The 23822-nt window shown below is 42.1% G+C and carries 24 protein-coding genes; 15 read left to right on the top strand and 9 right to left on the bottom strand.

Going from position 1 to position 23822, the window contains the following annotated elements; all coding sequences use genetic code 11:
• Positions 1-2: 2 nt before the first annotated feature.
• A complete protein-coding gene (gene fadB / locus J8L86_RS19300; protein WP_211031313.1) occupies positions 3-2156 on the bottom strand; it encodes a fatty acid oxidation complex subunit alpha FadB in 2154 nt (717 codons plus the stop codon).
• Positions 2157-2403: 247 nt separating this feature from the next.
• Here fadB and pepQ point away from each other — a divergent pair, with 247 nt between their 5' ends.
• From pepQ to hemG (J8L86_RS19280), 4 genes are all read left to right on the top strand, one after another.
• Positions 2404-3726: a Xaa-Pro dipeptidase gene (pepQ, locus tag J8L86_RS19295; protein ID WP_211031333.1), complete on the top strand. Its 1323-nt coding sequence runs from the start codon at positions 2404-2406 to the stop codon at positions 3724-3726.
• Positions 3719-4333 (top strand): YigZ family protein, encoded by a 615-nt coding sequence (locus J8L86_RS19290; RefSeq protein ID WP_211031334.1) that lies wholly within the window; start codon positions 3719-3721, stop codon positions 4331-4333. Before pepQ ends, J8L86_RS19290 begins: the two co-directional genes overlap by 8 nt.
• 94 nt (positions 4334-4427) lie before the next feature.
• Positions 4428-5885 carry a TrkH family potassium uptake protein gene (locus J8L86_RS19285; RefSeq protein ID WP_211031312.1) on the top strand — a complete coding sequence of 486 codons (1458 nt, stop codon included), beginning with the start codon at positions 4428-4430 and terminating at the stop codon, positions 5883-5885.
• Between the two features lie 28 nt (positions 5886-5913).
• Entirely contained in the window at positions 5914-6456 is a 543-nt protein-coding gene (gene hemG / locus J8L86_RS19280; protein WP_211031311.1) for a menaquinone-dependent protoporphyrinogen IX dehydrogenase, read from the top strand.
• Between the two features lie 32 nt (positions 6457-6488).
• Here the strand turns inward: hemG (J8L86_RS19280) and J8L86_RS19275 are convergent, their stop codons facing one another.
• Positions 6489-6797 carry a metalloregulator ArsR/SmtB family transcription factor gene (locus tag J8L86_RS19275; RefSeq protein ID WP_055025493.1) on the bottom strand — a complete coding sequence of 103 codons (309 nt, stop codon included), beginning with the start codon at positions 6795-6797 and terminating at the stop codon, positions 6489-6491.
• A gap of 186 nt (positions 6798-6983) precedes the next feature.
• On the opposite strand from J8L86_RS19275, the gene hemG (J8L86_RS19270) reads away from it, so the two are divergent.
• Positions 6984-7538, top strand: coding sequence for a menaquinone-dependent protoporphyrinogen IX dehydrogenase (gene hemG, locus J8L86_RS19270; protein WP_080914499.1), 555 nt, complete (start codon positions 6984-6986; stop codon positions 7536-7538).
• A 157-nt stretch (positions 7539-7695) separates the two neighbouring features.
• Here hemG (J8L86_RS19270) and J8L86_RS19265 read toward each other — a convergent pair whose 3' ends face one another.
• From J8L86_RS19265 to def, 5 genes are read right to left on the bottom strand one after another with little or no spacing between them, the layout of a single operon-like run.
• Positions 7696-9138 carry a TrkH family potassium uptake protein gene (locus tag J8L86_RS19265; RefSeq protein WP_211031310.1) on the bottom strand — a complete coding sequence of 481 codons (1443 nt, stop codon included), beginning with the start codon at positions 9136-9138 and terminating at the stop codon, positions 7696-7698.
• A 6-nt stretch (positions 9139-9144) separates the two neighbouring features.
• Positions 9145-10554: a Trk system potassium transporter TrkA gene (gene trkA / locus J8L86_RS19260; protein WP_055025496.1), complete on the bottom strand. Its 1410-nt coding sequence runs from the start codon at positions 10552-10554 to the stop codon at positions 9145-9147.
• A 30-nt stretch (positions 10555-10584) separates the two neighbouring features.
• Entirely contained in the window at positions 10585-11868 is a 1284-nt protein-coding gene (rsmB, locus tag J8L86_RS19255) for a 16S rRNA (cytosine(967)-C(5))-methyltransferase RsmB (protein ID WP_211031309.1), read from the bottom strand.
• Positions 11868-12842 (bottom strand): methionyl-tRNA formyltransferase, encoded by a 975-nt coding sequence (gene fmt, locus J8L86_RS19250; protein ID WP_211031308.1) that lies wholly within the window; start codon positions 12840-12842, stop codon positions 11868-11870. Before fmt ends, rsmB begins: the two co-directional genes overlap by 1 nt.
• Positions 12843-12850: 8 nt before the next feature.
• Entirely contained in the window at positions 12851-13363 is a 513-nt protein-coding gene (gene def, locus J8L86_RS19245) for a peptide deformylase (protein ID WP_055025499.1), read from the bottom strand.
• 135 nt (positions 13364-13498) lie between these two features.
• Here def and J8L86_RS19240 point away from each other — a divergent pair, with 135 nt between their 5' ends.
• The 6 genes from J8L86_RS19240 to hemF all read left to right on the top strand — a co-directional run bounded on the left by J8L86_RS19240 (position 13499) and on the right by hemF (position 18508).
• Complete coding sequence (locus J8L86_RS19240; protein WP_211031307.1) at positions 13499-14593, top strand: LysM peptidoglycan-binding domain-containing protein; 1095 nt, start codon at positions 13499-13501, stop codon at positions 14591-14593.
• Positions 14594-14677: 84 nt separating this feature from the next.
• A complete protein-coding gene (dprA, locus tag J8L86_RS19235; protein ID WP_211031306.1) occupies positions 14678-15691 on the top strand; it encodes a DNA-processing protein DprA in 1014 nt (337 codons plus the stop codon).
• Between the two features lie 2 nt (positions 15692-15693).
• The gene (locus tag J8L86_RS19230) at positions 15694-16167 is read left to right on the top strand and encodes a DUF494 family protein (protein ID WP_055025502.1); all 474 of its coding nucleotides are present in this window, start codon (positions 15694-15696) and stop codon (positions 16165-16167) included.
• A 150-nt stretch (positions 16168-16317) separates the two neighbouring features.
• On the top strand, positions 16318-16881 hold the full coding sequence (locus J8L86_RS19225) for a type I DNA topoisomerase (RefSeq protein WP_055025503.1): 564 nt from the start codon (positions 16318-16320) through the stop codon (positions 16879-16881).
• Positions 16882-17010: 129 nt separating this feature from the next.
• On the top strand, positions 17011-17577 hold the full coding sequence (locus tag J8L86_RS19220; RefSeq protein WP_065108789.1) for an L-threonylcarbamoyladenylate synthase: 567 nt from the start codon (positions 17011-17013) through the stop codon (positions 17575-17577).
• A 10-nt stretch (positions 17578-17587) separates the two neighbouring features.
• The gene (hemF, locus tag J8L86_RS19215) at positions 17588-18508 is read left to right on the top strand and encodes an oxygen-dependent coproporphyrinogen oxidase (RefSeq protein WP_211031305.1); all 921 of its coding nucleotides are present in this window, start codon (positions 17588-17590) and stop codon (positions 18506-18508) included.
• Here hemF and J8L86_RS19210 read toward each other — a convergent pair.
• On the bottom strand, positions 18505-18942 hold the full coding sequence (locus J8L86_RS19210) for a group II truncated hemoglobin (protein WP_065108787.1): 438 nt from the start codon (positions 18940-18942) through the stop codon (positions 18505-18507). The genes hemF and J8L86_RS19210 overlap by 4 nt on opposite strands.
• A 195-nt stretch (positions 18943-19137) precedes the next feature.
• Here J8L86_RS19210 and J8L86_RS19205 point away from each other — a divergent pair, with 195 nt between their 5' ends.
• From J8L86_RS19205 to J8L86_RS19190, 4 genes are read left to right on the top strand one after another with little or no spacing between them, the layout of a single operon-like run.
• Positions 19138-20532 (top strand): amidohydrolase, encoded by a 1395-nt coding sequence (locus J8L86_RS19205; RefSeq protein ID WP_211031304.1) that lies wholly within the window; start codon positions 19138-19140, stop codon positions 20530-20532.
• A 47-nt stretch (positions 20533-20579) separates the two neighbouring features.
• Complete coding sequence (locus J8L86_RS19200) at positions 20580-21779, top strand: amidohydrolase family protein (protein ID WP_211031332.1); 1200 nt, start codon at positions 20580-20582, stop codon at positions 21777-21779.
• A 46-nt stretch (positions 21780-21825) separates the two neighbouring features.
• Positions 21826-22641, top strand: a complete 816-nt coding sequence (aroE, locus tag J8L86_RS19195) for a shikimate dehydrogenase (protein WP_211031303.1) — start codon at positions 21826-21828, stop codon at positions 22639-22641.
• An 11-nt stretch (positions 22642-22652) separates the two neighbouring features.
• Positions 22653-22913 carry a DUF1488 domain-containing protein gene (locus J8L86_RS19190; protein ID WP_065108784.1) on the top strand — a complete coding sequence of 87 codons (261 nt, stop codon included), beginning with the start codon at positions 22653-22655 and terminating at the stop codon, positions 22911-22913.
• Between the two features lie 21 nt (positions 22914-22934).
• Here the strand turns inward: J8L86_RS19190 and J8L86_RS19185 are convergent, their stop codons facing one another.
• On the bottom strand, positions 22935-23486 hold the full coding sequence (locus J8L86_RS19185; protein ID WP_055025510.1) for a gamma carbonic anhydrase family protein: 552 nt from the start codon (positions 23484-23486) through the stop codon (positions 22935-22937).
• Positions 23487-23822 lie beyond the last annotated feature (336 nt).

Raw genomic sequence — 23822 nt, 5'->3', positions numbered from 1 at the left:
TATTAGGCTGCTGGGTAGTAAGTGCCGTTATTGGCTGCAAGCTCACGCATTGCATCAGTCACTTGATATAGGCCACCTAAGTGCGCAAATTTATCTGCCATAGCAACAAAATTAGCAACACCCATTGTGTCTAAGTAACGGAATACACCACCTCTGAATGGTGGGAAACCAATACCGTAAACTAAGCCCATATCGCCTTCAGCAGGAGAAGCAATAATGCCTTCTTCTAAACAACGAACTGTTTCGATAACCATTGGGATCATACAACGTGCGATAATCTCATCGGATTCGAAATCTTTAAGCTCACCAAATTCTTTACCAAGCAGTTCATAGCTAGTCGGGTCCAAATCTTTCTTAGGTTTACCACGACGGTCAACAGAGTAAGAGTAGAAACCTTTAGTATTCTTCTGACCAAAGCGTTCACTCTCAAACATAATGTCGATAGCGTCTTTGCCATTTTTACCCATGCGATCAGGGAAACCTTCAGCCATAACTGCTTGTGCATGGTGTCCAGTATCAAGACCGACAACGTCAAGCAAGTAAGCAGGGCCCATTGGCCAGCCAAACTGTTTCTCCATGACTTTATCTACTTTGGCAAAGTCAGCGCCGTCAGCAAGTAAGCCACTGAACCCTGCAAAGTAAGGGAATAACACACGGTTAACGAAGAAACCTGGGCAGTCATTAACGACAATCGGGGTTTTACCCATTTTGCTGGCGTAAGCGACGACAGAAGCAATGGTTTCTTCAGAGCTGTTTTCACCACGAATAACTTCAACCAATGGCATTTTGTGCACAGGGTTAAAGAAGTGCATGCCACAGAAACGTTCAGGTTTCTTCATGCTTTTAGCCAGTAAGTTTATTGAAATTGTAGAAGTGTTAGAGGCGATGATGGCATCGTCAGCTACGTGTCCTTCTACTTCTGCTAATACTGACGCTTTTACTTTTGGATGTTCAACTACAGCTTCAACGACGACGTCAGCATCTTTAATTGGTGCGTAATCTAAAGCTGGAGTGATGTTGTTTAATACTGCAGCCATTTTAGCTGGAGTAGAGCGGCCACGTTTAACCTGAGCAGTTAACAATTTAGCGGCTTCGCCGAGTCCTAAATCAAGTGCAGGTTGGGCAATATCTTTCATGACGATAGGCGTACCTTTACTGGCACTTTGGTAAGCAATACCACCGCCCATAATACCAGCGCCAAGTACAGCCGCACTGTCGACGTTTTTAGCCAGTTTGCCTGCTTTCTTTGCTTTGCCTTTAACAAATTGGTCATTTAAGAATATACCAATTAACGCAGTGGCTACTTCAGTTTTCGCAAGCTTGATAAAGGCTTGGTTTTCAACCTTCAATGCTTCTGCGCGATCAAGTGTTGCAGCTTGCTCTATGACACTAACAGCCATCATAGGTGCAGGATAGTGTTTACCTGCCACTTTGAATACCATGCCTTTTGCTGTTGCGAATGACATCATCGCTTCAACTTTTGGTAAGGTCAGTGGTTTTAGTTTGCGGTTACGACGAGACTGCCAATCTAACTTTTCGGCAATAGCGTCTTTTAGCATTTGAAGCGCTGCTGCCTCTAAATTCTCGGGTGCAACAACGGCGTCAACGGCGCCAACTTTCAAAGCTGCGTCTGGGCGTTGATCTTTACCTGTGGTAATCCACTCAAGGGCGTTATCTGCACCGATTACACGTGGTAAACGCACTGTGCCACCAAAGCCAGGAATTAACCCAAGTTTGGTTTCTGGTAAACCAATACGAGCATTGGTGTCAGCAATACGTAAATCAGTAGCAAGTATGGCTTCACAACCACCACCAAGTGCAAACCCGTTAACTGCAGATGCTGTTGGGAACGGTAGATCTTCTAGCTTATCAAACACGGCACTGGCTTGTTCAACCCAGCTAAGTAATGTGGCGTCATCCAGTTTGAATAACCCTAGAAACTCAGTGATATCTGCACCGACAATAAAGGTACTTTTACCTGATGTGAGTAATAAACCTTGGATGCTAGCATCTTGTTTAATGCTCTCAAGAGCTGCATCTAATGAAGAAAGAGTTTCTTTATCGAATTTGTTTACCGAGCCTGGTGCGTTAAAGCACAACTTGGCAATGTTATCCTCTAATAACTCTACTTGAATTGTAGGACTTTGGTAGATCATTGCTTGCTTCCTTTTTGCTAAAAGCGACTTCCACATCACAATTACTGTGTTGTTATCTAGCTTTGTTTCACAGCAGCGACGGCCATCATTTGACCAGTTGCCAAACAGTGTGCGACGAAATGAAATAAATTACAACACTCAATTTAAACGTCCGTTTAAATATTTATCTGCTAGAGGCCATTTTGTCCTTTGTGATACACTTCACAAGTTGTCAAACATGAAAAATAACATCACAGGGATAGCCAAAATGGATCAGCTAGCTAATTTTTATCATGCTCACATTGCAGAATTAAATCGTCGGGTTGCCGAGATTGTTAGTCGCGAAAATCTCGCGGGGTTAGTGATACATTCTGGCCAAGCTCATCGTCAGTTTTTAGATGACTTAAGCTACCCGTTTAAAGTGAACCCACAATTTAAGGCTTGGGTGCCCATTTTAGATAATCCTAACTGTTGGATTGTGGCCAATGGCATAGATAAACCAACGCTGATTTTTTATCGCCCCGTGGATTTTTGGCACAAAGTGAGTGACGAGCCGACTGATTTTTGGGCAGAGCATTTTGATATTAAATTATTAACCAAAGCCGATAGGGTTGCTGAGTTATTGCCAAACAATATTGCTGACTGGGCCTATTTAGGCGAGCATCTTGATGTAGCTGAAGTGTTGGGGATGAGTCGTCGTAATCCTGATTCTGTACTTAATTATCTGCATTACCACCGTGCCGATAAAACCCAGTATGAATTGGAGTGTTTACGTCGTGCTAACCAGATTGCAGTAAAAGGGCATTTAGCGGCAAAAAATGCTTTTTATAATGGCGGTAGTGAGTTTGAAATCCAGCAGCAATATTTATCTGCGATTGGCCAAACTGAAAATGAAGTGCCTTATAGCAACATTGTCGCGCTAAACCAAAATGCTGCGATTTTGCATTACACTGCGCTTGAGCATCAAATTCCATCGCCTCGTTTGTCTTTTTTAATTGATGCGGGTGCTAACTATAATGGTTATGCGTCAGATATTACGCGTACTTATTCATTTGAGAAAAACCGTTTTTACGAATTGATAGTAGAAATGAATAAGATGCAGCTAGCCATTGTCGATATGATGAAGCCGGGTGTTAAGTACACCGACCTTCATTTAACCACACATGCCAAATTAGCTGAATTAATGCTGCAATTTGATATTGCATCGGGTGATGCTCAAGGTCTTGTGGAACAAGGCGTAACGAATGTGTTTTTCCCTCATGGATTGGGGCATATGTTAGGGCTTCAAGTTCATGATATGGGCGGCTTTTCCCATGATGAGCGTGGCACTCATATTCCAACTCCAGAAGGCCATCCATTTTTGCGTTGTACTCGTGAGATTGCAGCGAACCAAGTATTCACCATTGAACCTGGGATCTACATTATTGATTCATTATTGGCGGAGCTAAAAAACGATCAACGCCATACACAAATAAATTGGAATACGATTGATGAATTGCGACCATTCGGCGGTATTCGAATTGAAGATAATGTTATTGTTCACCAAGATCGTAATGAAAATATGACTCGAGAGCTTGGACTGGTTGACTGAACAATACTTAATTCCCAATCAAACATTAACGATTGAAGAAGATATAAAGCATAGCCGTTTCATTACTGTACTATTTCATTGCAGTAGTGAAATAGCGCTTAAGTGTGCACTTACTAACCTCAAGGCGCAATACCCTGGTGCTAACCATTATTGTTATGCGTATGTGGCAGCTGATCCTTCTAACAGCATTGCTATTGGCAGTAGTGATGACGGTGAACCTGCAGGCAGTGCTGGTAGACCTATGTTAGCAACGCTTCAAGGTTCAGATATTGGTGAAATAGGCGCGGTTGTTATTCGGTATTTTGGTGGAACCAAGCTAGGTGTTGGTGGATTGGTTAGAGCTTATTCTTCCGGCATTAAATCGGGGTTAACCCAGCTAACTACCGAAACCAAATACATTCGTTACCGGTCATCATTAATCTGCAGTTACTCGCAACTCAATAATATTGAATACCTGATAAATCAATTTGATGGGGTTATCATCAATAAATCATTTTTGGCAGAGATTGAAATTGAGTTTGAAATCGCCAAAGTTTTTCATCAAGAGTTTAATCGCGAATTAGCGACACAAACCCAAGGTCAGCTTAAAGCAAAGTTTAACGTTTGATGGGGCTAAAAAGTATGCCAGAATATAACGTTACCAGCAGAATAATAAGTGCAATTAAGAACCAATACTATGCAAACTAGTGCAAAAGTAATCCATGCAATATAAAACAATTATTAGAATAACCGGCCTATTGATGGGATTATTTTCTATCACTATGTTGCCGCCAGCATTAGTTGCCATTCTTTATAAAGATGGTGGCGGTACTGCTTTTATTCAGGCATTTTGCGTGAGTTTATTTCTCGGGTTTTTATTGTGGTACCCCAACCGCAGACAAAAAGGGGATTTACGTACTCGTGAAGGCTTTTTGATTGTTGTGATGTTTTGGACGGTACTGGGGTCAATTGGGTCGCTGCCCTTTATATTTTCAACCGAACCTAATCTTAGTTGGACTGACAGCTTCTTTGAGTCTTTTTCTGCGCTAACAACAACAGGGGCCACCGTGATTGTGGGGCTTGATGACTTGCCTAAAGCCATTTTATTCTACCGGCACCTACTACAATGGATGGGCGGCATGGGTATCATCGTACTGGCTGTCGCGATTTTGCCTTTACTCGGAATTGGTGGGATGCAGCTGTATAAAGCTGAAATTCCAGGCCCTGTAAAAGACAGTAAAATGAAACCCAGAATTGCAGAAACAGCTAAAGCATTATGGTACATCTACCTGCTGCTTACCGTTGCTTGTGCAACAGCATTTTATTTTGCTGGTATGGGGGCGTTTGATGCCATTTGTCATTCATTTTCGACCATTGCGATAGGTGGATTCTCAACTCACGATGCCAGTATTGGCTACTTTGATAGCCCATTAATTAACGTAATTTGTGCTGTTTTCTTATTGATTGCTGCAGTGAACTTTAGTTTGCACTTTGCCGCTTTTAGCTGGCGAGGGATTAATTTTAAAGTTTATTTTCGAGATGCTGAGTTTAAAGCGTTAATTGGTATTCAGCTGACACTAACAGCAATTTGTTTTGCTACCTTATATAGCTCAGGTATTTATGACACGCCAGAACAAACCTTAGATTATGCCTTCTTCCAAGTGGTGTCTATCTCGACCACTGCAGGGTTTGGCACTGAGAGCTTTCATTCCTGGCCTTTATTTCTGCCTATTTTATTAATCTTCTCAAGCTTTATTGGCGGATGTGCTGGTTCTACTGGTGGCGGGATGAAAGTCATTCGTTTTGTTTTATTGTTGCTTCAGGGCTCTCGTGAAATGAAGCGCTTAATCCACCCAAAGGCAATGTATTCAATTCGAATAGGAAAGTCAGCATTACCTGATAGGGTTGTCGATGCGGTGTGGGGATTCTTCTCTGCTTATGCGTTAGTGTTTGTTATTTGTATGGTGTTATTGATGGCGATGGATATGGATGCCATCACTGCATTTAGTGCAACGGCAGCGAGTATCAATAATTTGGGACCTGGTTTGGGGGATGTGGCGAGTAACTATGCGAGTGTTACCGATGGCGCTAAATGGGTATTGGTTTTAGCAATGCTATTTGGGCGGCTGGAAGTGTTTACTTTACTGGTCTTATTTACGCCTACATTCTGGAAGAACTAGGTTTACCACATCAATGACAGGGAAAAACATGTCGAACTATCTGATAATCTATTCCACTGTGGACGGTCAAACTCGCGCTATTTGTGAAGCGATCAAGGCAGTTGTCGTTAATGCTGAGGAACAGGTTGAACTTGTATCATTAGCTCAAGCCAATGAACTTTCTCAGGCTGGCAGACTTGCTGATTTTGACAAGATATTGATTGGGGCGAGTATTCGTTATGGTAAGCATCGCCCGCAGTTATTTGAATTTATTACCCAGTATCAAACCGAACTTGAGCGAGCTAAAAGTGGCTTTTTCACGGTCAATGTTGTGGCGCGTAAATCTGAAAAAAATACCCCTGACACCAATCCTTATATGCAAAAATTCCTAACGCTTACCAAATGGCAGCCTAAGTTGTTAGGGGTATTTGCTGGGAAAATCGATTACCCTAAATACCGCACTATCGATAGAGTTATGATTCGGTTCATCATGTGGATGACCAAAGGCCCCACAGATACCTCAGGCACCTATGAGTTTACGGATTGGAATAAGGTCGATGAGTTCGCAAAAGGCTTTTTAGCACTCAAGTAAGCGTGCCGAAATAGCCTGCATTGTGAGTTGTGTTATTTGGCGCAATACAAGCGGTGTAAAATGGAAATCACCTCAGTAACTTCAGCGTTTTTTAGAGTGTAATAGACATTTTGAGAGCTTTTGCGTGTGTTGACTAAGTCTTGAGCCCTAATGACGGCTAAATGCTGTGATAAGGCTGATTGGCTTAGTGGCACGGTTTCATTAAGCTCTGTCACGCTTAACTCTTTATCCAGCAACAAACACAAAATCATTAAACGATATGGATTGGCAATTGCTTTAAGCCATTTAGCTGCCATCTCGGCATTGCCTAACATCGAATCTACATCAATATTTTCAGACATCTATATACCTTACCTGACTCAATACATTTAATTTGTCACCTAACAGGCATCATACTGCTGGCTAACCGAGATCTCAATTTTATCATTCAATTATATGAGACGTTTCTAATTTGTGATCAAAGAGCACGATTGAATCGCCTTTTTTTGCCACAATAATATTCCAATAGAGCAACAATCGGTGTGCAAATGGCAAAAACATTAGTGATTTATTACTCAAGAGGCGGGCATACAGCCCAAATCAGTCGCGCGATAGCTGAGCAAATTGTTCTGAGTGGCCATCAGTGCGATGTCGTTAATATTCTTGATAATAATCATGCTGATATTGATTGGAATAGCTATGATGCAATCGCACTTGGTGCTTGTGTGCTTTATGGTTCATATCATAAGTCGGTATTTGAATTTGTTAGTCGTTATCAAACTGAGCTAAGTAGCAAGCCGAACAGTTTTTTCTGTGTAAACGTAGTGGCGCGCAAGCCTGAAAAACGCATTCCTGAAAACAACAAATACCTACAAAAGTTCATGGAACTTTCACCTTGGAAACCACAAGATGTGAAAATCATCCCTGGTAAAGTCAATTACCCTTCATGGACTTGGTACGACAGTTTGGCGATTCGCCTAATCATGAAGATGACCGATGGACCAACCGATCCGACAAGTGTGATTGATTATACAGATTGGGATGATGTCAAAGTCTATGGTGACCATATTGTCAGTTTGATTGCTAGCGAGGCGGTCAGTTAACATTGAGTCATGAAACTCTAAAGCCTTAATGAAAATTAAGGCTTTTTTATTGGCTTTATACTAATCTGTCGCGCCAAAACTCAGGAGCGAATAACACGGCAACTGTGACTTTAAAGTCTCAATAAAGATTAAGTTTTTTTATTGGGCTTTATACTAATCAGTAGCGCCAAAACTTAGGGGCGAATAACACAGCTACCGTGATTATTTCTAAACGGCCTAAAAGCATGCCAAATGCTAATGCCCACTTAGCGATATCTGGTAGGCTTGAAAAGTTACCCGCAGGCCCAATAACAGGGCCAAGTCCTGGGCCGACGTTGGTGACTGCTGTGATCGCGCCTGTAATACTGGTTACGACATCTAACCCTGAAAGCACTAATGTAATCGCTAATAAGAGTATTACCAGAAAAAACAACATTATAAATGCCATAATAGAGCGAATAATATCGTTATCTATGGTGCGTTTGTTATAGCGTTTTTTAATGACTGCTTGAGGATGAAACTGCTGTGTAAGCTGTTGATACATTACTTTAAGAGAGATTTGAAAGCGAAATATTTTTATTCCGCCCGAGGTGGAGCCTGAGCAACTACCGACAAACATTAAAAACAAAAAAGTTAAACTGGCAACGGCGCCCCAAGCTTGGTAATCAGTTAAACCATAACCCGTTGTGGTGACCACTGAAACCACATTAAAGCTGGCTAATCTTAATGCATCTAAATAAGGCATATCGGCGCTAAACCAAAGCCAAGTACCTAAGCTAACAGAAACAAAGCTAATAAATTTAAGGAACCCTTTTACTTGTTCATCATCCCAAATTTTCATCGACCGTTGTTGTAGGGATTGAACAAACATTAGTAAAGGTAACCCCCCAGCCGCCATAAAGACCACCGCAATCCAGTGCGCGGAAGCTGAAAATGAAGACATCGAACTATCTGATGTGGAATAGCCGCCAGTAGAAAGCGTTGTCATGGCATGGTTAATGGCTTCAAACCAGTGCATTCCTGATGTGTGATATGCCATTGCACATATAATGGTGAGCACAAGGTAAACCTTGAATAGGTGTTTTGCCATGTGTTGAGTACGAGGAGTCGCTTTATCGCCCCAGTCTGAAGATTCAGTGCGAAATAATCGCATACCACCGACATTTAAAAACGGCAAAATGGCCACAGCCATAACAATAAAGCCTATCCCCCCAAGCCACTGCAAGAGCGAACGCCAAATTAAAATGCTGTGGTCCATGTCATCAAGACCGGATAATACGGTTGAGCCAGTAGTGGTGATACCTGACATGGTTTCAAAAAAGGCATCGGTATAGTTTATGCCGTGATAAAGGGTAAAAGGTAAGGCGGCAAACAAACTGACAATTAACCATGTGACTGTGGTTAAAAAGAACATATCACGAATGTTGAGGTTGATTTTTCTACTGTGGCCACTTTGAATACATAAAATGGCAATTAGGCCAGTAAATAACCCGGACATCATAAAGTCGCCGATGGTTTCTTCATGATAAAACAATGCAAAAGCCATTGGCACCAGCATAAAGCCGGTGAGAATCGACAGGAATATGCCAACAACAAAGAGTAGCGGCTTAATATTCAGCATAGGCTGTTAAAAGAAAAACGCACTCGGTTGGAATAGCTTTTCTACATCGCCAATGAATTTTTTATTCACTAAGAATAAAATCACATGATCTCCTTCTTCAATGATGGTTTTATCGTGGCCCATGATCACTTCATCATTACGCACAATTGCGCCAATGGTCGTTCCGGGTGGCAGTTTGATATCGCTGATTTGCTTGCCGACAACTTTAGAGGTTGATGAGTTACCATGAGCAATTGCTTCAATTGCTTCTGCAGCACCACGGCGTAATGAATACACATTACAAATGTCGCCTTGACGAATATGGGTTAGTAAGGCTGAAATGGTGGTTTGTTGTGGCGAGATGGCAATATCGATATTCGCTTCTTGAACGATATCAACATAGGCTTCACGCTGAATAAGCACCATGACTTTTTTGGCGCCCATTCGTTTTGCTAATAGTGCGGACATGATATTGGCTTCATCATCATTGGTGACGGCAATAAACACATCGGTTTGATCAATATGTTCTTCAAGGAGTAGCTCTTGATCAGAGGCATCACCATTGAATACTGTGCAGTTTTCAAGTTTCTCGGATAAGCTTTCTGCTCGCTCTAGACTGTGTTCAATCAGTTTTACTGAATGATTTTTTTGTAAACGTTTAGCTAGGCCTAAACCAATATTACCGCCACCAGCAATCATGATGTTGCGGTAAGAGTTATCCAGCTTTTGCATTTCGCTCATCACGGCACGGACATGTCGAGTGTCGGCGACAAAAAACACTTCGTCATCGGCTTCGATAATCGTGGTGCCTCGTGGCATGATCGCTTTGCCTTTACGGAAAATAGCCGCTACTCGGGTATCAATATTCGGCATGTGTTCGCGTAAAGCTGCAAGGGCATTCCCCACTAACGGGCCGCCGTAATAGGCTTTTACGGCAACTAAGCTAAGCTTACCTTTCGCAAACTCAAGGACTTGTAGCGCTCCAGGGTACTGAACCAAACGTTCAATATAAGCTGTGACGAGTTGCTCTGGTGCAATCAGTTCATCAATGACAAATCCACCACGTGTTTTGGTATCACTGCCTTTAACTTCGGTATTAATGAAGAGCTTTTCTTGAAGGTCTAAATAGGCTTCTGAGCGGATACGAGCGATTTTAGTGGGGGTACCAAATAAGCTGTAAGCAATATGACAAGCTGCCATATTGCATTCATCACTGTTGGTCACAGCAATGAGCATATCAGCATCTTCTGCGCCGGCCTTTTTCAAAGTGCTCGGGTGAGCACCGTGGCCAATAACCGTTTGTAAGTCGAACTTATCTTGTAAATATTTAACTCGAGTACGGTCATTATCAACAAGGGTAATATCGTTATTCTCACCGACAAGGTTTTCGGCTAGGGTACCGCCGACTTGTCCTGCGCCTAAAATAATAATCTTCATTACTGTGCTGGTATCCCTGCTATAACACGCTTAAATCGCTTTAATCAAACGGGCGTAATAAAAACCGTCCATATTGTTTTGTCCTGGTAAAATCTGCCAGCCGATATCATCTGCAGATGGCTGTTGTGCAATCGGATCAAGCGTTGCATCTGGTGTACGTTGTAAAAACTGTTCTATTTGCTGACGATTTTCTTGAGGCAAGATAGAGCAGGTGGCATACAGCATGGTGCCGCCAGGTTTTAACCACTTCCAACAATGATCAATAATCTGTTGCTGTAATAGTGCTAATTCTTCAATATCTGCATTTTTACGTAGCCACTTAATATCAGGATGACGACGGATAACCCCTGTTGCTGAGCAAGGGGCATCTAATAAAATACGATCAAACTTCTCACCTGACCACCAACTGTCAATATTTGCAGCATCACCATGAATAACTTGCGCTTTTAATTGCAGTCTGTCTAGATTTTGTTGCACTCGCTCGAGACGTTTTGCGTCAAAGTCGACGGCAACCATAGAAATACTTGGTTCGCACTCTAGGGTATGACAGGTTTTACCGCCAGGGGCTGCACAAGCATCAAGAATGAGCTCATTGGCTTTTGGTGCGAGTAAGGTTGCTGCCCACTGTGCTGCGCCGTCTTGCACCGATGCAGCGCCATCAGCAAAGTTCGGTAGTTGCATGACATCTTTTGGACTTGCTAGCAAAATGGCGTCATCACTATCACCAGCTGTTGCTTCAATATCTTGCTCTGCTAATCGTGCTAAATATTCTTCACGAGCTTGAGATAATTGGTTATTACGAAGCCACATAGGTGGGCGCTGGTGGCTTTGCTCAATAATATCCGCCCAATTATCTGGGTAGGCACTTTTAAGGCGCTTAATAAACCATGCTGGCGTGTTGTACTTTAATGTGTCGTTATCTGTATTTAAGGGTGCCTCTTTACGCTGAATATTACGTAATACGCCATTAATGACTTTAACCAGACCATCAAACTTCATTTGACGACAGGCTTCAGCGGTTTCTGAAATGGCTGCATGAGCAGGAATACGAGTAAAGTAAAGCTGGTAACAACCAACCAATAACAGCTGGTGCAATACACGCTGTTTTCCCTTAAAGGGTTTACTTAAGCAGTCACTAACACATTTATCTAGCTGAGGAAGTTGGCGCATTACGCCATAACAAAGTTCTGCCAATAAGGCTTTATCTTTGCCATTTTGTAAATGCTGCTGTTGCTCTGGTAGGGCAACCGATAGTGAAATGCCTTTTTCTAGTACGTTAAAAATGGCTTTTGCCGCTAGCGCTCTCACATTCATTATTGTGCAGCCTCTGTTTTATCTTCAGGACAAATAAAGCAAGTGCCTTGGCTAAACCAATCAGCACGAGAATTTAAAATGTCCGCGACAGGCATTTGTTTTTTCCCAGGTAGTTGCATGACTTGTAGTTGCAGACATCCTTCACCTGTGGCGACGGTAATACCTTGTTTAGTGCTATCGATAATGGTGCCAGGTTCTGCAGAAAGGTTATCAAGTGTATATTGAGCCTGCCAAACTTTTATCGTATTGCCTTGATGAGTGAAGTGGCTTGCTGGCCAAGGGTTAAAAGCACGAATTTCTTGCCATAATTGTTTGGCGGGTTTACGCCAATCAATCTGCGCTTCTTCTTTTGATAGCTTCTCTGCGTAATTAGCGAATGCTTCATCTTGTTTCTCAGCGGTAATCGAACCATCACTGATACCGACTAAAGCTTGAACTAAGGCTTGAGGACCTTGCTCTGCAAGTTTGCTGTATAAAGTGGCTGAAGTGTCAGTGTCTTCGATTGGTAGCGATGTTTTTAATAACATGTCACCCGTATCTAAGCCGATGTCCATCTGCATAATCGTGACACCTGTTTCTGTGTCACCTGCCCACAAAGCTCGTTGAATAGGTGCTGCACCACGCCAACGAGGTAGGATGGAGCCATGAACGTTAATACAACCTAGTTTAGGCGTATCTAATACTATCTTGGGTAAGATCAAACCATAAGCAACCACGACCATGATATCGGCGTTAAGCGACGCTAATTCTGCTTGAGCGTCTTCTTTACGTAATGATGCTGGTTGAAAAACAGGAATGTTGTTAGCTACGGCAAGCTGTTTTACTGGACTTGCTTGTAACTTTTTCCCTCGCCCAGCAGGTCTGTCCGGTTGAGAATAGACTGCAATGACATTATGCTCAGAATTAATGAGTGCTTGCAGATGCAATGCGGCAAAGTCTGGCGTACCAGCAAAGATAATATTTAACGGTTTCAAATGGAGTCCTATGCTTCTTTAGCTGCTAAACGCGCTTCTTTTTCAAGCTTTTTCTTAATGCGATCACGTTTCATTTTAGACAAGTAATCTACAAATAGTTTGCCTTGTAAGTGATCCATTTCATGTTGCAGACAAATAGCGAACAGGTCATCAGCTTCAACAGTGAACTCTTCACCGTGACGATCTAATGCTTTTAATGTTACAAATTCAGCACGGTCAACTTTGGCGTAAACACCAGGTACCGATAAACAGCCTTCTTCATTCGTAAAGTCGCCGCTTTTCGCTACGATTTCAGGATTAATGAAAATGGTTGGGCGTTCAACATCGTCTTGTAAATCCATCACAATTAATTGCTGGTGGAAATCAACTTGGGTTGCTGCTAAACCAATGCCTTTTTCTTCGTACATTGTTTCAAGCATGTTATCTATTTGAGTCTGTAGAGCGTCACCAAAATCGGTGACAGGCTTGGCTACAGTGCGTAATCTTTCATCTGGAAAACGTAAAACTTTTAATAATGGCATATATAAACTCTTAACAAGTCTGTCAAATTTCAGCCAGTTAGCTATACTGGCTAAGTTAATGGGTTAATTTTAATCCTTACTGACCATCAATAACAGCAAAAGCTCTAATAAAGAGCTAAACACATGGAATGAACCATGAAACGGATATTTTTACTCGCGTTTTTGTTACTTAGTACACTGTTTGTTAATGCAGATACATTAACATTAAAATCTGGGCACCCCGATTCTTACATCGTTAAGAAAGGTGACACTCTTTGGGATATCTCGGCATTTTTCCTAGAGGACCCTTGGCGCTGGCCTAAATTATGGGGCGCTAACCCGCAGATTGCTAACCCACATCTTATTTATCCAGGAGATCGACTGACCCTTGTCTTTATCGATGGTCAACCTCGCTTGGTACATAAACAGCATATCAAAAAAGGTCCAGAAGGGCGTATTAGTTCAAAAGGTGGCCCGATCCCTGCGATTGATCTTTCACTTATTCAACCTTATTTGGTACAAAACCGCGTTGTCGATCCTGAGTGGTTTGAAGGCTTACCGATGATTTTAGGTGGTGAGAGTCCATCTCGTCATCATGTGATGAATGATATTGTATATATCAATGCGAATTTACCATTAGGACAAAAGTTAGCAGTGTATCAAGAGGGGCGTGAGTTTCTTGATAAGGAAACCAGTGATACTTTAGGCCAAGAAATCATTTTAACGGCAAGTGGCCGTGTGACTGAGTCCGGCGAGATTTCTAAGGTTCAGCTGTTAAGTAATTGGCGTGAATCAAAAGCTGGCTTTAAAGTTGCGCCTGTAGAAGATGAAGCCTTGATGTCTGCTTATTTTATTCCTAAGGCTGCGCCAGAAGGTGTACCTGCAAATGTCATTGCTATAGAAAAGGACATTCGTGAAGTTGGTAAGTTGGATATTGTTTACTTAGACAAAGGTGAGCAAGACAATATTGAAACAGGTCATGTGTTTGCGATATATCGAAATGGTGAGCAAATCGTCATTAATGGTGATGGTGTTCCTGTTCCAACGTTAGATCGCACTGCTTATGATAGCTTAAAAGCGAAGATTTCAGATGATGAAGTCTTCACTATGCCTGACGTATACCACGGTAAATTAATGGTATTTAAAGTGTTTGAAAAAACCAGTATGGGAATTGTTATTGCTAACGAGCATCCTGTAAGAGTGGACGACAAGTTAATTACACCAAAAACAACGGACTTACGAGGCGAATAAATCTCTGAAAAGCTGGTCGATTGGCTAGTTGTTTGTGCAGTATCCGGGCTAGGACCCGCCCGGATTCAACAATTATTAACTCAAATGGATGTTGAGGAATTAAGACAACGTTTAGAGTTCGAAAAGCAGTCTTTGCCGCTATCGGCAAAGCTGCTTTCACAATGTCAGATAGATTTTGATAAAGTTGATGCCGCGCTGGATTGGCAGCAACAATCCTCCAACCACCATATCCTGTGCCTTTCCGATCCGGAATATCCTGCATTACTGAAGCAAATCTCAGATCCTCCCTCAGTGCTTTTTGTGAAAGGTCAGTTAGAAAGTTTGCTGTTGCCATCTATTGGCATGGTTGGCAGTCGAAATGCATCAGTAGGTGGATTAAACATTGCCAATGCACTTGCTGGTGAGCTTGTAAGTCTAGGCTTTTCTATTACAAGCGGTATGGCAACAGGGATTGATGGCGCCGCTCATAAAGCGGCGCTAGGGCATCAAGGCGTAACGGTGGCTATATTGGGCACTGGGGTAGAATGCATTTACCCCAAAAGGCACAGTAATTTGTATCACCAAATACAAGACTCTGGTTGTGTAATAAGTGAGTATTGGCCAAATATAGGTCCGTTTGCAGGAAACTTTCCTAAACGTAATCGAATTATTAGTGGTTTATCATTAGGGTCGATTGTGGTTGAGGCAACGCGTAAAAGTGGCTCACTTATTACCGCTAGGCTGGCGATGGAGCAGAACCGAGAAGTGTTTGCTGTACCAGGCTCAGTGGCTGGTGGATACAGTCAAGGTTGTCATGATTTGTTAAAAAATGGGGCTAAATTGGTTGAATGTGCGGCGGATGTTGTTGAAGAATTGTCCACAATGATCAGCTTTCACCTTGAAGATGTCGCTAATCGTCACCATATAGAAGATAATACAACAAATTTGCCATTTTCTACGCTGTTAGCTAGTGTAGGTTATGAGACTACCAGTTTAGATTCGGTAGTTGAGCATAGCGGGAAGTCGATAGATCTGGTGTTAGTTGAAATGCTTGAACTTGAATTGCAGGGCTGGGTTGCGCAAGTGCCTGGTGGTTACGTCAGACTAGAGAGGAGATAACCATGTTTGATATCCTCATGTATCTTTTTGAGAACTATGTTCACAGTGAAGTTGAGCTATTAGTTGACGAAGATGAACTTACCAAAGAGCTAACTCGAGCAGGGTTCCATCAGGCTGATATTTTAAAAGCCTTATCGTGGTTAGAACGTTTAGCTGATTTGCAAGAAAGCGATAAGCCTTACTTGTGTAATCATGCTCAACAGTCATTTCGTATATACACAAAAGATGAAATGGCAAAACTGGATGTTGAAAGCCGAGGCTTTTTATTGTTCTTAGAACAAATCCAAGTATTGAGTGTTGAGACTCGTGAGATGGTGATTGACCGAGTGATGGCGCTTGATGAAACGAGCTTGATTTTAGAAGATTTAAAATGGGTTGTTCTGATGGTGCTATTTAATGTGCCAGGGAATGAATCCGCTTATGAGCAAATGGAAGATCTTATTTTTGAGCAGCCAGATGGCCGATTACACTCTTAAATAGTCGATTGTTTTGACCAAGTGATGAAAAGGGAGGCATAGCCTCCTTTTTTGATCTTGATATTTGCTACACTAGTCTTGAGAGTTATTTATATCATAGCCTTATGACCGCAGTTCTCTATTGCAGTCATGGTTTGAGTTGAGAGCGACATGTCTAAAATTGATCAACAATTATTTACTGTACATGAACATGCTTTAGAAAAAGAGTTTGAACTCTGCCCTAAGTGTGGCTGCGAATTATCAGTTAAAAACAGTAAACATGGTGGCTTTGTTGGTTGTAATAATTACCCGACATGTGATTTTACTCGACCATTAGTGCAACATGAATCTATTGAAACTCAGGTGATCGAAGGTTCAGAATGCCCAGAGTGTGGCTGTGAACTTGCTGTCAAATCAGGTCGATTCGGGATTTTTATCGGTTGTACTAATTACCCTGAGTGTAAACATATCGAAAAACATGATCATGATGCAGAAGCAGAAGTGATTAGCTGTCCTCATTGTAAAAAAGGTCACTTAGAGTCTCGAACAAGTCGTTATGGTAAAACCTTCTTTGCTTGTAATACGTACCCTAAATGCAAATACCTAGTGAACTATCCGCCTCATAATGAAACCTGTCCAGAGTGTGACTTTGGAATACTTGTTGAGCGCAAAGGCGCCGCAGGTAGCCGATTAGAATGTCCACAAAAAAGTTGTAAATATAAACGGCCTATATAACGGTGGGATGTCTATTTTGGGTTTGCCATAAGTAAACTCGTTGCTTCACCATAATCGTATATCAGTAATTGTTCATATCTACAGAGTCTGTATAATTTGTCTTTAATTTATATAGGTTAAAGGTTTTTTATGCAGCTGTTGAACGCATCTGAAGTCGCTGAAGTGTATGCCCAAGGTGGGGTGATTGCCTATCCAACAGAAGCTGTTTACGGCTTAGGTTGTGATCCTGATAATCTTAATGCCATTCAAAAGCTCCTCGATATTAAACAGCGTCCTTGGCAAAAAGGCTTGATTCTGGTTGCCAGTGACTTTCAACAGTTAGCACCTTATATCGATGAGTCACAGTTAACCACTGCCCAACTAGAGTTTGCTTTCAGTAAATGGCCTGGGCCATTTACCTTTGTGATGCCAATAAAGCCAGGCGTTAGTAAATTACTTTGCGGTCAATTTGATTCCATTGCTGTTCGTGTTTCTTCGCACCCAGTAGTCAGAGCCTTATGCGATACCGTTAACAAGCCTTTTGTATCAAGCAGTGCCAATATTGCAGGTCATGATCCTGCGATGTCAGCGGCTGAAATTGAGCATACTTTCTCTAACGATATTACAGCGCTGGTTGTGGGTGAATTAGGTTCACAACGCCAGCCTTCGACAATTATTGATGCCCGTAGTGGTAAAATATTACGTAATGGACAATAAGGATTTTGATATGGCACTACCTGATGCCTCAGTAGTAAAACATTATTTATTATCACTTCAAGCAAGCATTTGTGAAGGCCTTGAAGCCTTGGATGGTAAAGCAACTTTTCAAGCCGAGTCATGGGAGCGTGCTGAAGGCGGTGGCGGCACCAGTAGAGTATTAACTAAAGGTAAAGTGTTTGAGCAAGCTGGAGTAAACTTCTCTCATGTTATGGGAGCGGCCATGCCTGCTTCAGCGACAGCACATCGCCCAGAGTTAGCTGGACGCAGTTTTGAGGCCATGGGGGTATCGTTAGTCATTCACCCTAATAACCCGTTTATTCCGACGACGCATGCTAATGTACGTTTCTTTATTGCCCATAAAGAAGGTGCCGATCCTGTTTGGTGGTTTGGTGGCGGATTTGATTTAACACCATATTACCCATTTGAAGAAGATGTGGTTTCTTGGCATCAAGCAGCGGCAGATATCTGCGCACCATTTGGTGAAGATGTCTATCCAAAATATAAGAAATGGTGTGACGAGTACTTTTTCTTACCACACCGAAATGAAACTCGCGGTGTTGGCGGATTATTTTTTGATGATCTAAACGAGCCTGGCTTTGAAAAGAGCTTTGACTTTATGCAAGCGGTAGGCAGTGGTTTCTTAACGGCTTATGCGCCTATTGTCGAGCGAAATAAAGAACTTGAATATAACGATGATGAACGCCAGTTTCAGCTATACCGCCGTGGGCGCTATGTTGAGTTCAATTTAGTTTATGACCGAGGTACCTTGTTTGGTTTGCAAACTGGTGGTCGCACCGAATCGATATTGATGTCGATGCCACCACTGGTGCGCTGGGAGTATGGCTTTACGCCAGAAGAAGATTCGCAAGAGGCTGAGCTGTACGAACGCTACCTTAAACCACAAGATTGGTTACAACTCGAACGTTAATCTTTATTACGCATGTTGTTAGCTAGAGTTGAAATAGCCTGAAATATCACTTGTTGATGTTCAGGCTTTTTTATTGCCTTGATAATGGCTTGTTCCATACAGGTAAGCCATTGTTCAACCATCGCTTGATCAATGGCAAACGGCATGTGCCTTGCTCTTAACGCTGGGTGCCCGTATTTTTGTTGATATAACTGAGGTCCGCCTAACCAGCCGCTGAGAAACTCATATAGTTTTTGTTCTGAATCAGCAATAGGCGCGCGATGGATGCTCAGCAATGACTGAGTATCTGGTCGTTGCTGCATTTGTTGATAAAAATAATGGGCAATCAAGCGGATTGTTTTTTCGCCGCCAATAAGATCGTAGGCATTCGACTGCGATGGATCTCTATCATCAGCTTGAGGTTTGCTGGCAAAAAGTTTTTTAAACCAATTCATTATTAAGCTTTGCTAAGTAAAGTAGTTTTGGATTATAGCGGGATTTCCTACCTGACAGTATGTATGAATGATTCGAAAAGTAACACTTTGTTAATGTTTTGCTACAAATCTTATCAAGCATTGGCTGTATTTCCCTGCTTAACCTCGTTAAATTATACCGTGTCGGTTAATAACAATAATAACAGGGAGTAAAACATGTCCAAATTTGCGCCGTCCTTGACGGTCATTGCAGTGTCAGTTGCTTTACTTGGGTGTAATCAAACCCAAAAGCAAGATCCTCAAGTCACGATTAACAAAAATCCATACCCAAGCACATATCAAGCCTTGCCCCGCAGTGCCACGTTACTCACTAATGCGACAGTATTAACAGGTAAAGGCGAAAAGCTTGAACAAGCAAATGTATTAATGGTGGATGGTAAGATTAAAGCTGTTGGTACTACCATTGCCGATGAGTTAGTTGCTGGCGCAACTGTTATTGATGCAACCGATATGTGGATTACCCCAGGTATTATTGATGTGCATTCACATTTAGGGGTATACCCAAGCCCAAGTGCCGACGCTCATAGTGATGGCAATGAGGTGACTAATCCAAATACTGCAGAAGTTTGGGCTGAGCACAGCGTTTGGCCGCAAGACCCTGCCTTTAACCGTGCTCGGGAAGGCGGTGTGACCACGCTTCAGATTTTACCCGGCTCAGCGAACTTAATTGGTGGTCGTGGGGTGACACTTAAAAACACGCCATCTACCACGATGCAAGGAATGAAGTTTCCTGATGCTCCTTATGGTTTAAAAATGGCTTGTGGCGAAAACCCTAAAGGCGCGTATGGCAGAAAGCAAACTGTTGCACCAATGACGCGTATGGGCAATATGGCTGGTTACCGCCAAGCCTTTATTGAGGCGACTGAATATAAGCTAGCATGGGATAAATACGAAGCCGATTATGCTGCAGGTTTAAACCCTAAAGCCCCTGAACGTGATTTAACTTATGACACGTTAAAAGGCGTATTAGAAGGAGAAATCCTAATCCATAACCATTGTTATAAAGCAGAAGAAATGGCAATGATGGTGGATTTAGGTAAAGAATTTAACTACCACTCAGGTACATTCCATCATGCAATTGAAGGTTACAAGATTGCCGATTTACTGGCAGAGAATGGTAACTGTGCTGCGATGTGGCCTGATTGGTGGGGCTTTAAAATGGAAGCTAACGACATGATCGTTGAAAACGTTGCCATGGTCGATGCTGTCAAAAATTCGTGTGCGGTAGTGCACTCTGACTCAAGCACCACTATTCAACGTCTTAATCAAGAGACAGCGAAAATCATGTATAGCGCCAATCAGCATGGTTTCAACTTAACAGAAGAGCATGTTATTAGCTGGATCACCTCAAATGCGGCTAAATCATTAGGAATTGCAGATAAAACCGGCTCACTGGAAGCGGGCAAAAATGCCGATGTTGTCATTTGGAATGGCAACCCATTCAGTGTTTACGCTCAAGCCGATAAAGTATTTATCGATGGCGCTAAGGTATTTGACCGTCAAGATGATGCGTACCGTGCAAAAAGTGACTTTATGCTAGGCCAACAATAAGGAGCAAGACATTGAAACATTTTAATTATTCACTCGTTGCTATCTCAATGCTTGCTGGATTACTGCCTGCGTTAGTACAAGCCGATACCCTTGCCGTGACTAACGCCAAGATTTACACCTCAACTGAGCAGGGGGTGCTTAGCAATGCCTCTGTCATTATAGAAGATGGTAAAATCATCCAGTTAAACCCAGATGTGGTAAATGCAGATACTATTATCGATGCCAAAGGCGGTATTTTAACCCCTGGCTTTATTGGAGCGATGAACCCGCTTGGTTTAGTCGAAGTGGGTCAGGAAAAAATGACCCGAGACACTAATGACAAAGCGGCTGACATGACGTTTGATCCAAGTTTAGCGTTTAACCCTAAAAGTGTTGCAATTCCATTCGCCCGAAAAGGTGGCATAACACGTAATATCGTCGCTCCTGGTGGCGGTGAAACCATATTTTCTGGACAAACAATTGAAGTCACTCTCACCGGTGAGTGGGACAGTGTTGTCGCTACTGAACAGGCCTTGTTTGTGTCATTAGGCGCAAAACACGAAGGCTCTCGTATCATTGGTATGCAGAATCTGATTAATAAATTAGAAGAAGGTCAGAAAGCGCTCGCTAAATCTGATAAAGACGCCGATAAAACTCCAAGCAAAGAAGCGTTAATCATCAATGCAGTGTTAAGTGGTGACAAACCTGTTATTGCTTATGCCGATCGCGGTAGTGATATTTTGCAGCTGATTAAACTCAAGCAGCGTTTTAATATCGATTTAGTGTTACTGCAAGCAGCTGACGCTGTTTTACTTGCAGATGAAATTGCTAAAGCCAAAATCCCTGTGGTTATGGATGCAATGCGAAACTTACCTGAAAGTTTTGATTCTTTGCATAATTCACTGGATAACGCTGGCAAATTGAGTAAAGCTGGCGTCAAAGTCGTGTTAGCCACTCCGGGTGATGCTCATAATAACTATGCATTACGTTACAGCGCAGGTAATGCGGTTGCTAATGGCATGAGTTACGATGATGCTATGGCAGCGATAACCAGTAATGTTGCAGATACATTCCACTTAGAAGCGGGGCGTATTGCTGTCGGTATGCCTGCTGATATGGTGCTTTGGAGCGGCGATCCGTTTGAATACAGTAGCCATATTGAAAAAATGTGGATTGGCGGTGAAGAGCAAAGTACTGAAAGCCGTCAAGATGTATTGCGTGATCGCTATATGACAAAATCCTCAATGCCACAAGCTTATACTAAGTAGTGGTACATGAGATAAACCAAACGAGTTAATGAAAGAGAGAATATTAATGATCGATAAGTATGCTGTATTTGGCAATCCAATCGCACAAAGTAAGTCGCCATTTATACATACTGAGTTTGCAAAACAAACTCAGCAAGCAATTAGCTATCAAGCCATTCTTGCACCTGTCGATCAATTCTCTCAATCATTAATGGCTTTTTTTGCTAATGGCGGTAAAGGTGCGAATGTTACCGCACCTTTTAAAGAGCAAGCTTATGCTGCTTGTGATGAATTAAGTGAGTTAGCCAAACTTGCAGGTGCAGTCAATACACTCATCTATTTACCCAGCGGCAAAATACGAGGCGATAATACAGATGGGGTTGGGTTAGTGACTGATGTTATTCAGCACTTTGGTGATATTGCCAATAAGCAGGTTTTGCTTGTCGGTGCAGGTGGCGCAGCGAGAGGTTGCATAAAGCCTTTATTACAAGCAGGTGTCAGATTAACGATATGTAACCGTACATATAGTAAAGCTCAAAAACTAGCAGACTTATTTAATCAGTTTGGAGATGTTAATGCTAAACCGATTGAAGAGTTAGCCACATCCTTTGATCTAATTATTAATTCAACTTCAGCGGGACTCGCCGGAGAGCTAATCAAGTTACCGTCATGCATTATAGACTCTAACACTCAATGCTATGACATGTCTTATGGTGCTGAGGTGACGCTCTTTAATCAATGGGCGCTATCTCAAGGTGCAAATGAAGTAGCAGATGGTCTCGGTATGTTAGTTGGACAAGCTGCACATAGTTTTAATATTTGGCGCGGCGTGATGCCATCGACTCAAGCTGTGCATCAAGTTTTGCGGACTCAATTATCATAAGGCTGATAACGATGAATCAAAGTATCCTCTTTACTGATATTGTTGACTGGCACGATGCACAACAGAAATTATCACTTGTGGCACAGGTACAAGGTATGAATGTTACTTGTATGATTAAGGCTGAAACCATTGAGAAACTGGCAGCAATAAAGATTGAAAATAGCCAGCAAGCGCTTGCTGCTTTCGAGCAAATCAGATTCGACATTGAAGATTTAGCAGAAGAGCTCATCGAATCTGAAGCATTCGATGAGCAAGGTATGATTCAACTATAATGAAATGAACATTGAATCTGTTTAACTCGATTGTTGTAAATCGACCAAGTATTCATTTTTCAATCTGACATAGTTATCTGCTGACTGTGGTAAGAATGCCAATTCTTTTTCAGTTAATGGGCGTACCTGCTTACAAGGACTGCCAACATATAAAAAGCCACTTTGTAATACTTTACCTGGTGGAACTAATGACCCAGCACCTAATATCACATCATCCTCAATGATGGCTCCATCAAGAATAATAGCGCCCATTCCTACCAGCACACGGTTTCCAACAGTACAGCCATGAAGCATTGCTTTATGACCAATAGTGACATCATCACCTATTAACAGTGGATTACCTTCCGGGTTTGTTGGTGATTTTCGCGTTACATGTAAAACACTGCCATCTTGAACATTACTACGCTTACCTATTTTAATTATATTCACATCACCACGCGCGGCGACCATTGGCCAAATACTCGCATCATGATCGAGTGTAATATCACCAACGATAACTGCTGCACTATCTATATAGACATTATCTGCCAATTTAGGGTGGATTCCTTGGTAAGAACGAATTGAGCTAAACATATAAAAATCCCTAATAAATGTAATTAGCTTAAGTATAAGGGCTAAAAGGCCATGTTTGCTGCTAAAAAAGCATAAAAAATAGCTGATTAGTTTAAATTCTCAGCAAGCGAACAGTAAAAGTGAATAATCTTTAAAAAAGCCCTTGCGCTGATTCAGAATCTCCCTATAATGCGCATCCACTGACACGGCGACAGGCCAACAGGCTCAACGTATCAGGGTTAATTGGAACGGTTTTTAAACCTACTAATTAACGGGCAGAAAAGAGTTTTTAAATTAGTTTAAAAAACGCTTGACGCCAACAACGGGAAGTGTAGAATACGCATCCCTGACCAACAC

The organism is Shewanella sp. MMG014, assembly GCF_018100775.1.
Classification (GTDB): Bacteria; Pseudomonadota; Gammaproteobacteria; order Enterobacterales; family Shewanellaceae; genus Shewanella; species Shewanella japonica.
The sequence above is the reverse complement of the archived record's forward strand: the minus strand, read 5'-3'. Positions and strand labels throughout refer to the sequence as shown.

Bases quoted from the DNA above. Each gene is read 5' to 3' on its own strand.
- fadB (WP_211031313.1), bottom strand. From the start codon at position 2,156: ATGATCTACCAAAGTCCTACAATTCAAGTAGAGTTATTAGAGGATAAC.
- pepQ (WP_211031333.1), top strand. From the start codon at position 2,404: ATGGATCAGCTAGCTAATTTTTATCATGCTCACATTGCAGAATTAAAT.
- J8L86_RS19285 (WP_211031312.1), top strand. From the start codon at position 4,428: ATGCAATATAAAACAATTATTAGAATAACCGGCCTATTGATGGGATTA.
- hemG (WP_211031311.1), top strand. From the start codon at position 5,914: ATGTCGAACTATCTGATAATCTATTCCACTGTGGACGGTCAAACTCGC.
- J8L86_RS19275 (WP_055025493.1), bottom strand. From the start codon at position 6,797: ATGTCTGAAAATATTGATGTAGATTCGATGTTAGGCAATGCCGAGATG.
- hemG (WP_080914499.1), top strand. From the start codon at position 6,984: ATGGCAAAAACATTAGTGATTTATTACTCAAGAGGCGGGCATACAGCC.
- J8L86_RS19265 (WP_211031310.1), bottom strand. From the start codon at position 9,138: ATGCTGAATATTAAGCCGCTACTCTTTGTTGTTGGCATATTCCTGTCG.
- trkA (WP_055025496.1), bottom strand. From the start codon at position 10,554: ATGAAGATTATTATTTTAGGCGCAGGACAAGTCGGCGGTACCCTAGCC.
- rsmB (WP_211031309.1), bottom strand. From the start codon at position 11,868: ATGAATGTGAGAGCGCTAGCGGCAAAAGCCATTTTTAACGTACTAGAA.
- def (WP_055025499.1), bottom strand. From the start codon at position 13,363: ATGCCATTATTAAAAGTTTTACGTTTTCCAGATGAAAGATTACGCACT.
- J8L86_RS19240 (WP_211031307.1), top strand. From the start codon at position 13,499: ATGAAACGGATATTTTTACTCGCGTTTTTGTTACTTAGTACACTGTTT.
- dprA (WP_211031306.1), top strand. From the start codon at position 14,678: ATGGATGTTGAGGAATTAAGACAACGTTTAGAGTTCGAAAAGCAGTCT.
- J8L86_RS19230 (WP_055025502.1), top strand. From the start codon at position 15,694: ATGTTTGATATCCTCATGTATCTTTTTGAGAACTATGTTCACAGTGAA.
- J8L86_RS19225 (WP_055025503.1), top strand. From the start codon at position 16,318: ATGTCTAAAATTGATCAACAATTATTTACTGTACATGAACATGCTTTA.
- J8L86_RS19220 (WP_065108789.1), top strand. From the start codon at position 17,011: ATGCAGCTGTTGAACGCATCTGAAGTCGCTGAAGTGTATGCCCAAGGT.
- hemF (WP_211031305.1), top strand. From the start codon at position 17,588: ATGGCACTACCTGATGCCTCAGTAGTAAAACATTATTTATTATCACTT.
- J8L86_RS19210 (WP_065108787.1), bottom strand. From the start codon at position 18,942: ATGAATTGGTTTAAAAAACTTTTTGCCAGCAAACCTCAAGCTGATGAT.
- J8L86_RS19205 (WP_211031304.1), top strand. From the start codon at position 19,138: ATGTCCAAATTTGCGCCGTCCTTGACGGTCATTGCAGTGTCAGTTGCT.
- J8L86_RS19200 (WP_211031332.1), top strand. From the start codon at position 20,580: ATGCTTGCTGGATTACTGCCTGCGTTAGTACAAGCCGATACCCTTGCC.
- aroE (WP_211031303.1), top strand. From the start codon at position 21,826: ATGATCGATAAGTATGCTGTATTTGGCAATCCAATCGCACAAAGTAAG.
- J8L86_RS19190 (WP_065108784.1), top strand. From the start codon at position 22,653: ATGAATCAAAGTATCCTCTTTACTGATATTGTTGACTGGCACGATGCA.
- J8L86_RS19185 (WP_055025510.1), bottom strand. From the start codon at position 23,486: ATGTTTAGCTCAATTCGTTCTTACCAAGGAATCCACCCTAAATTGGCA.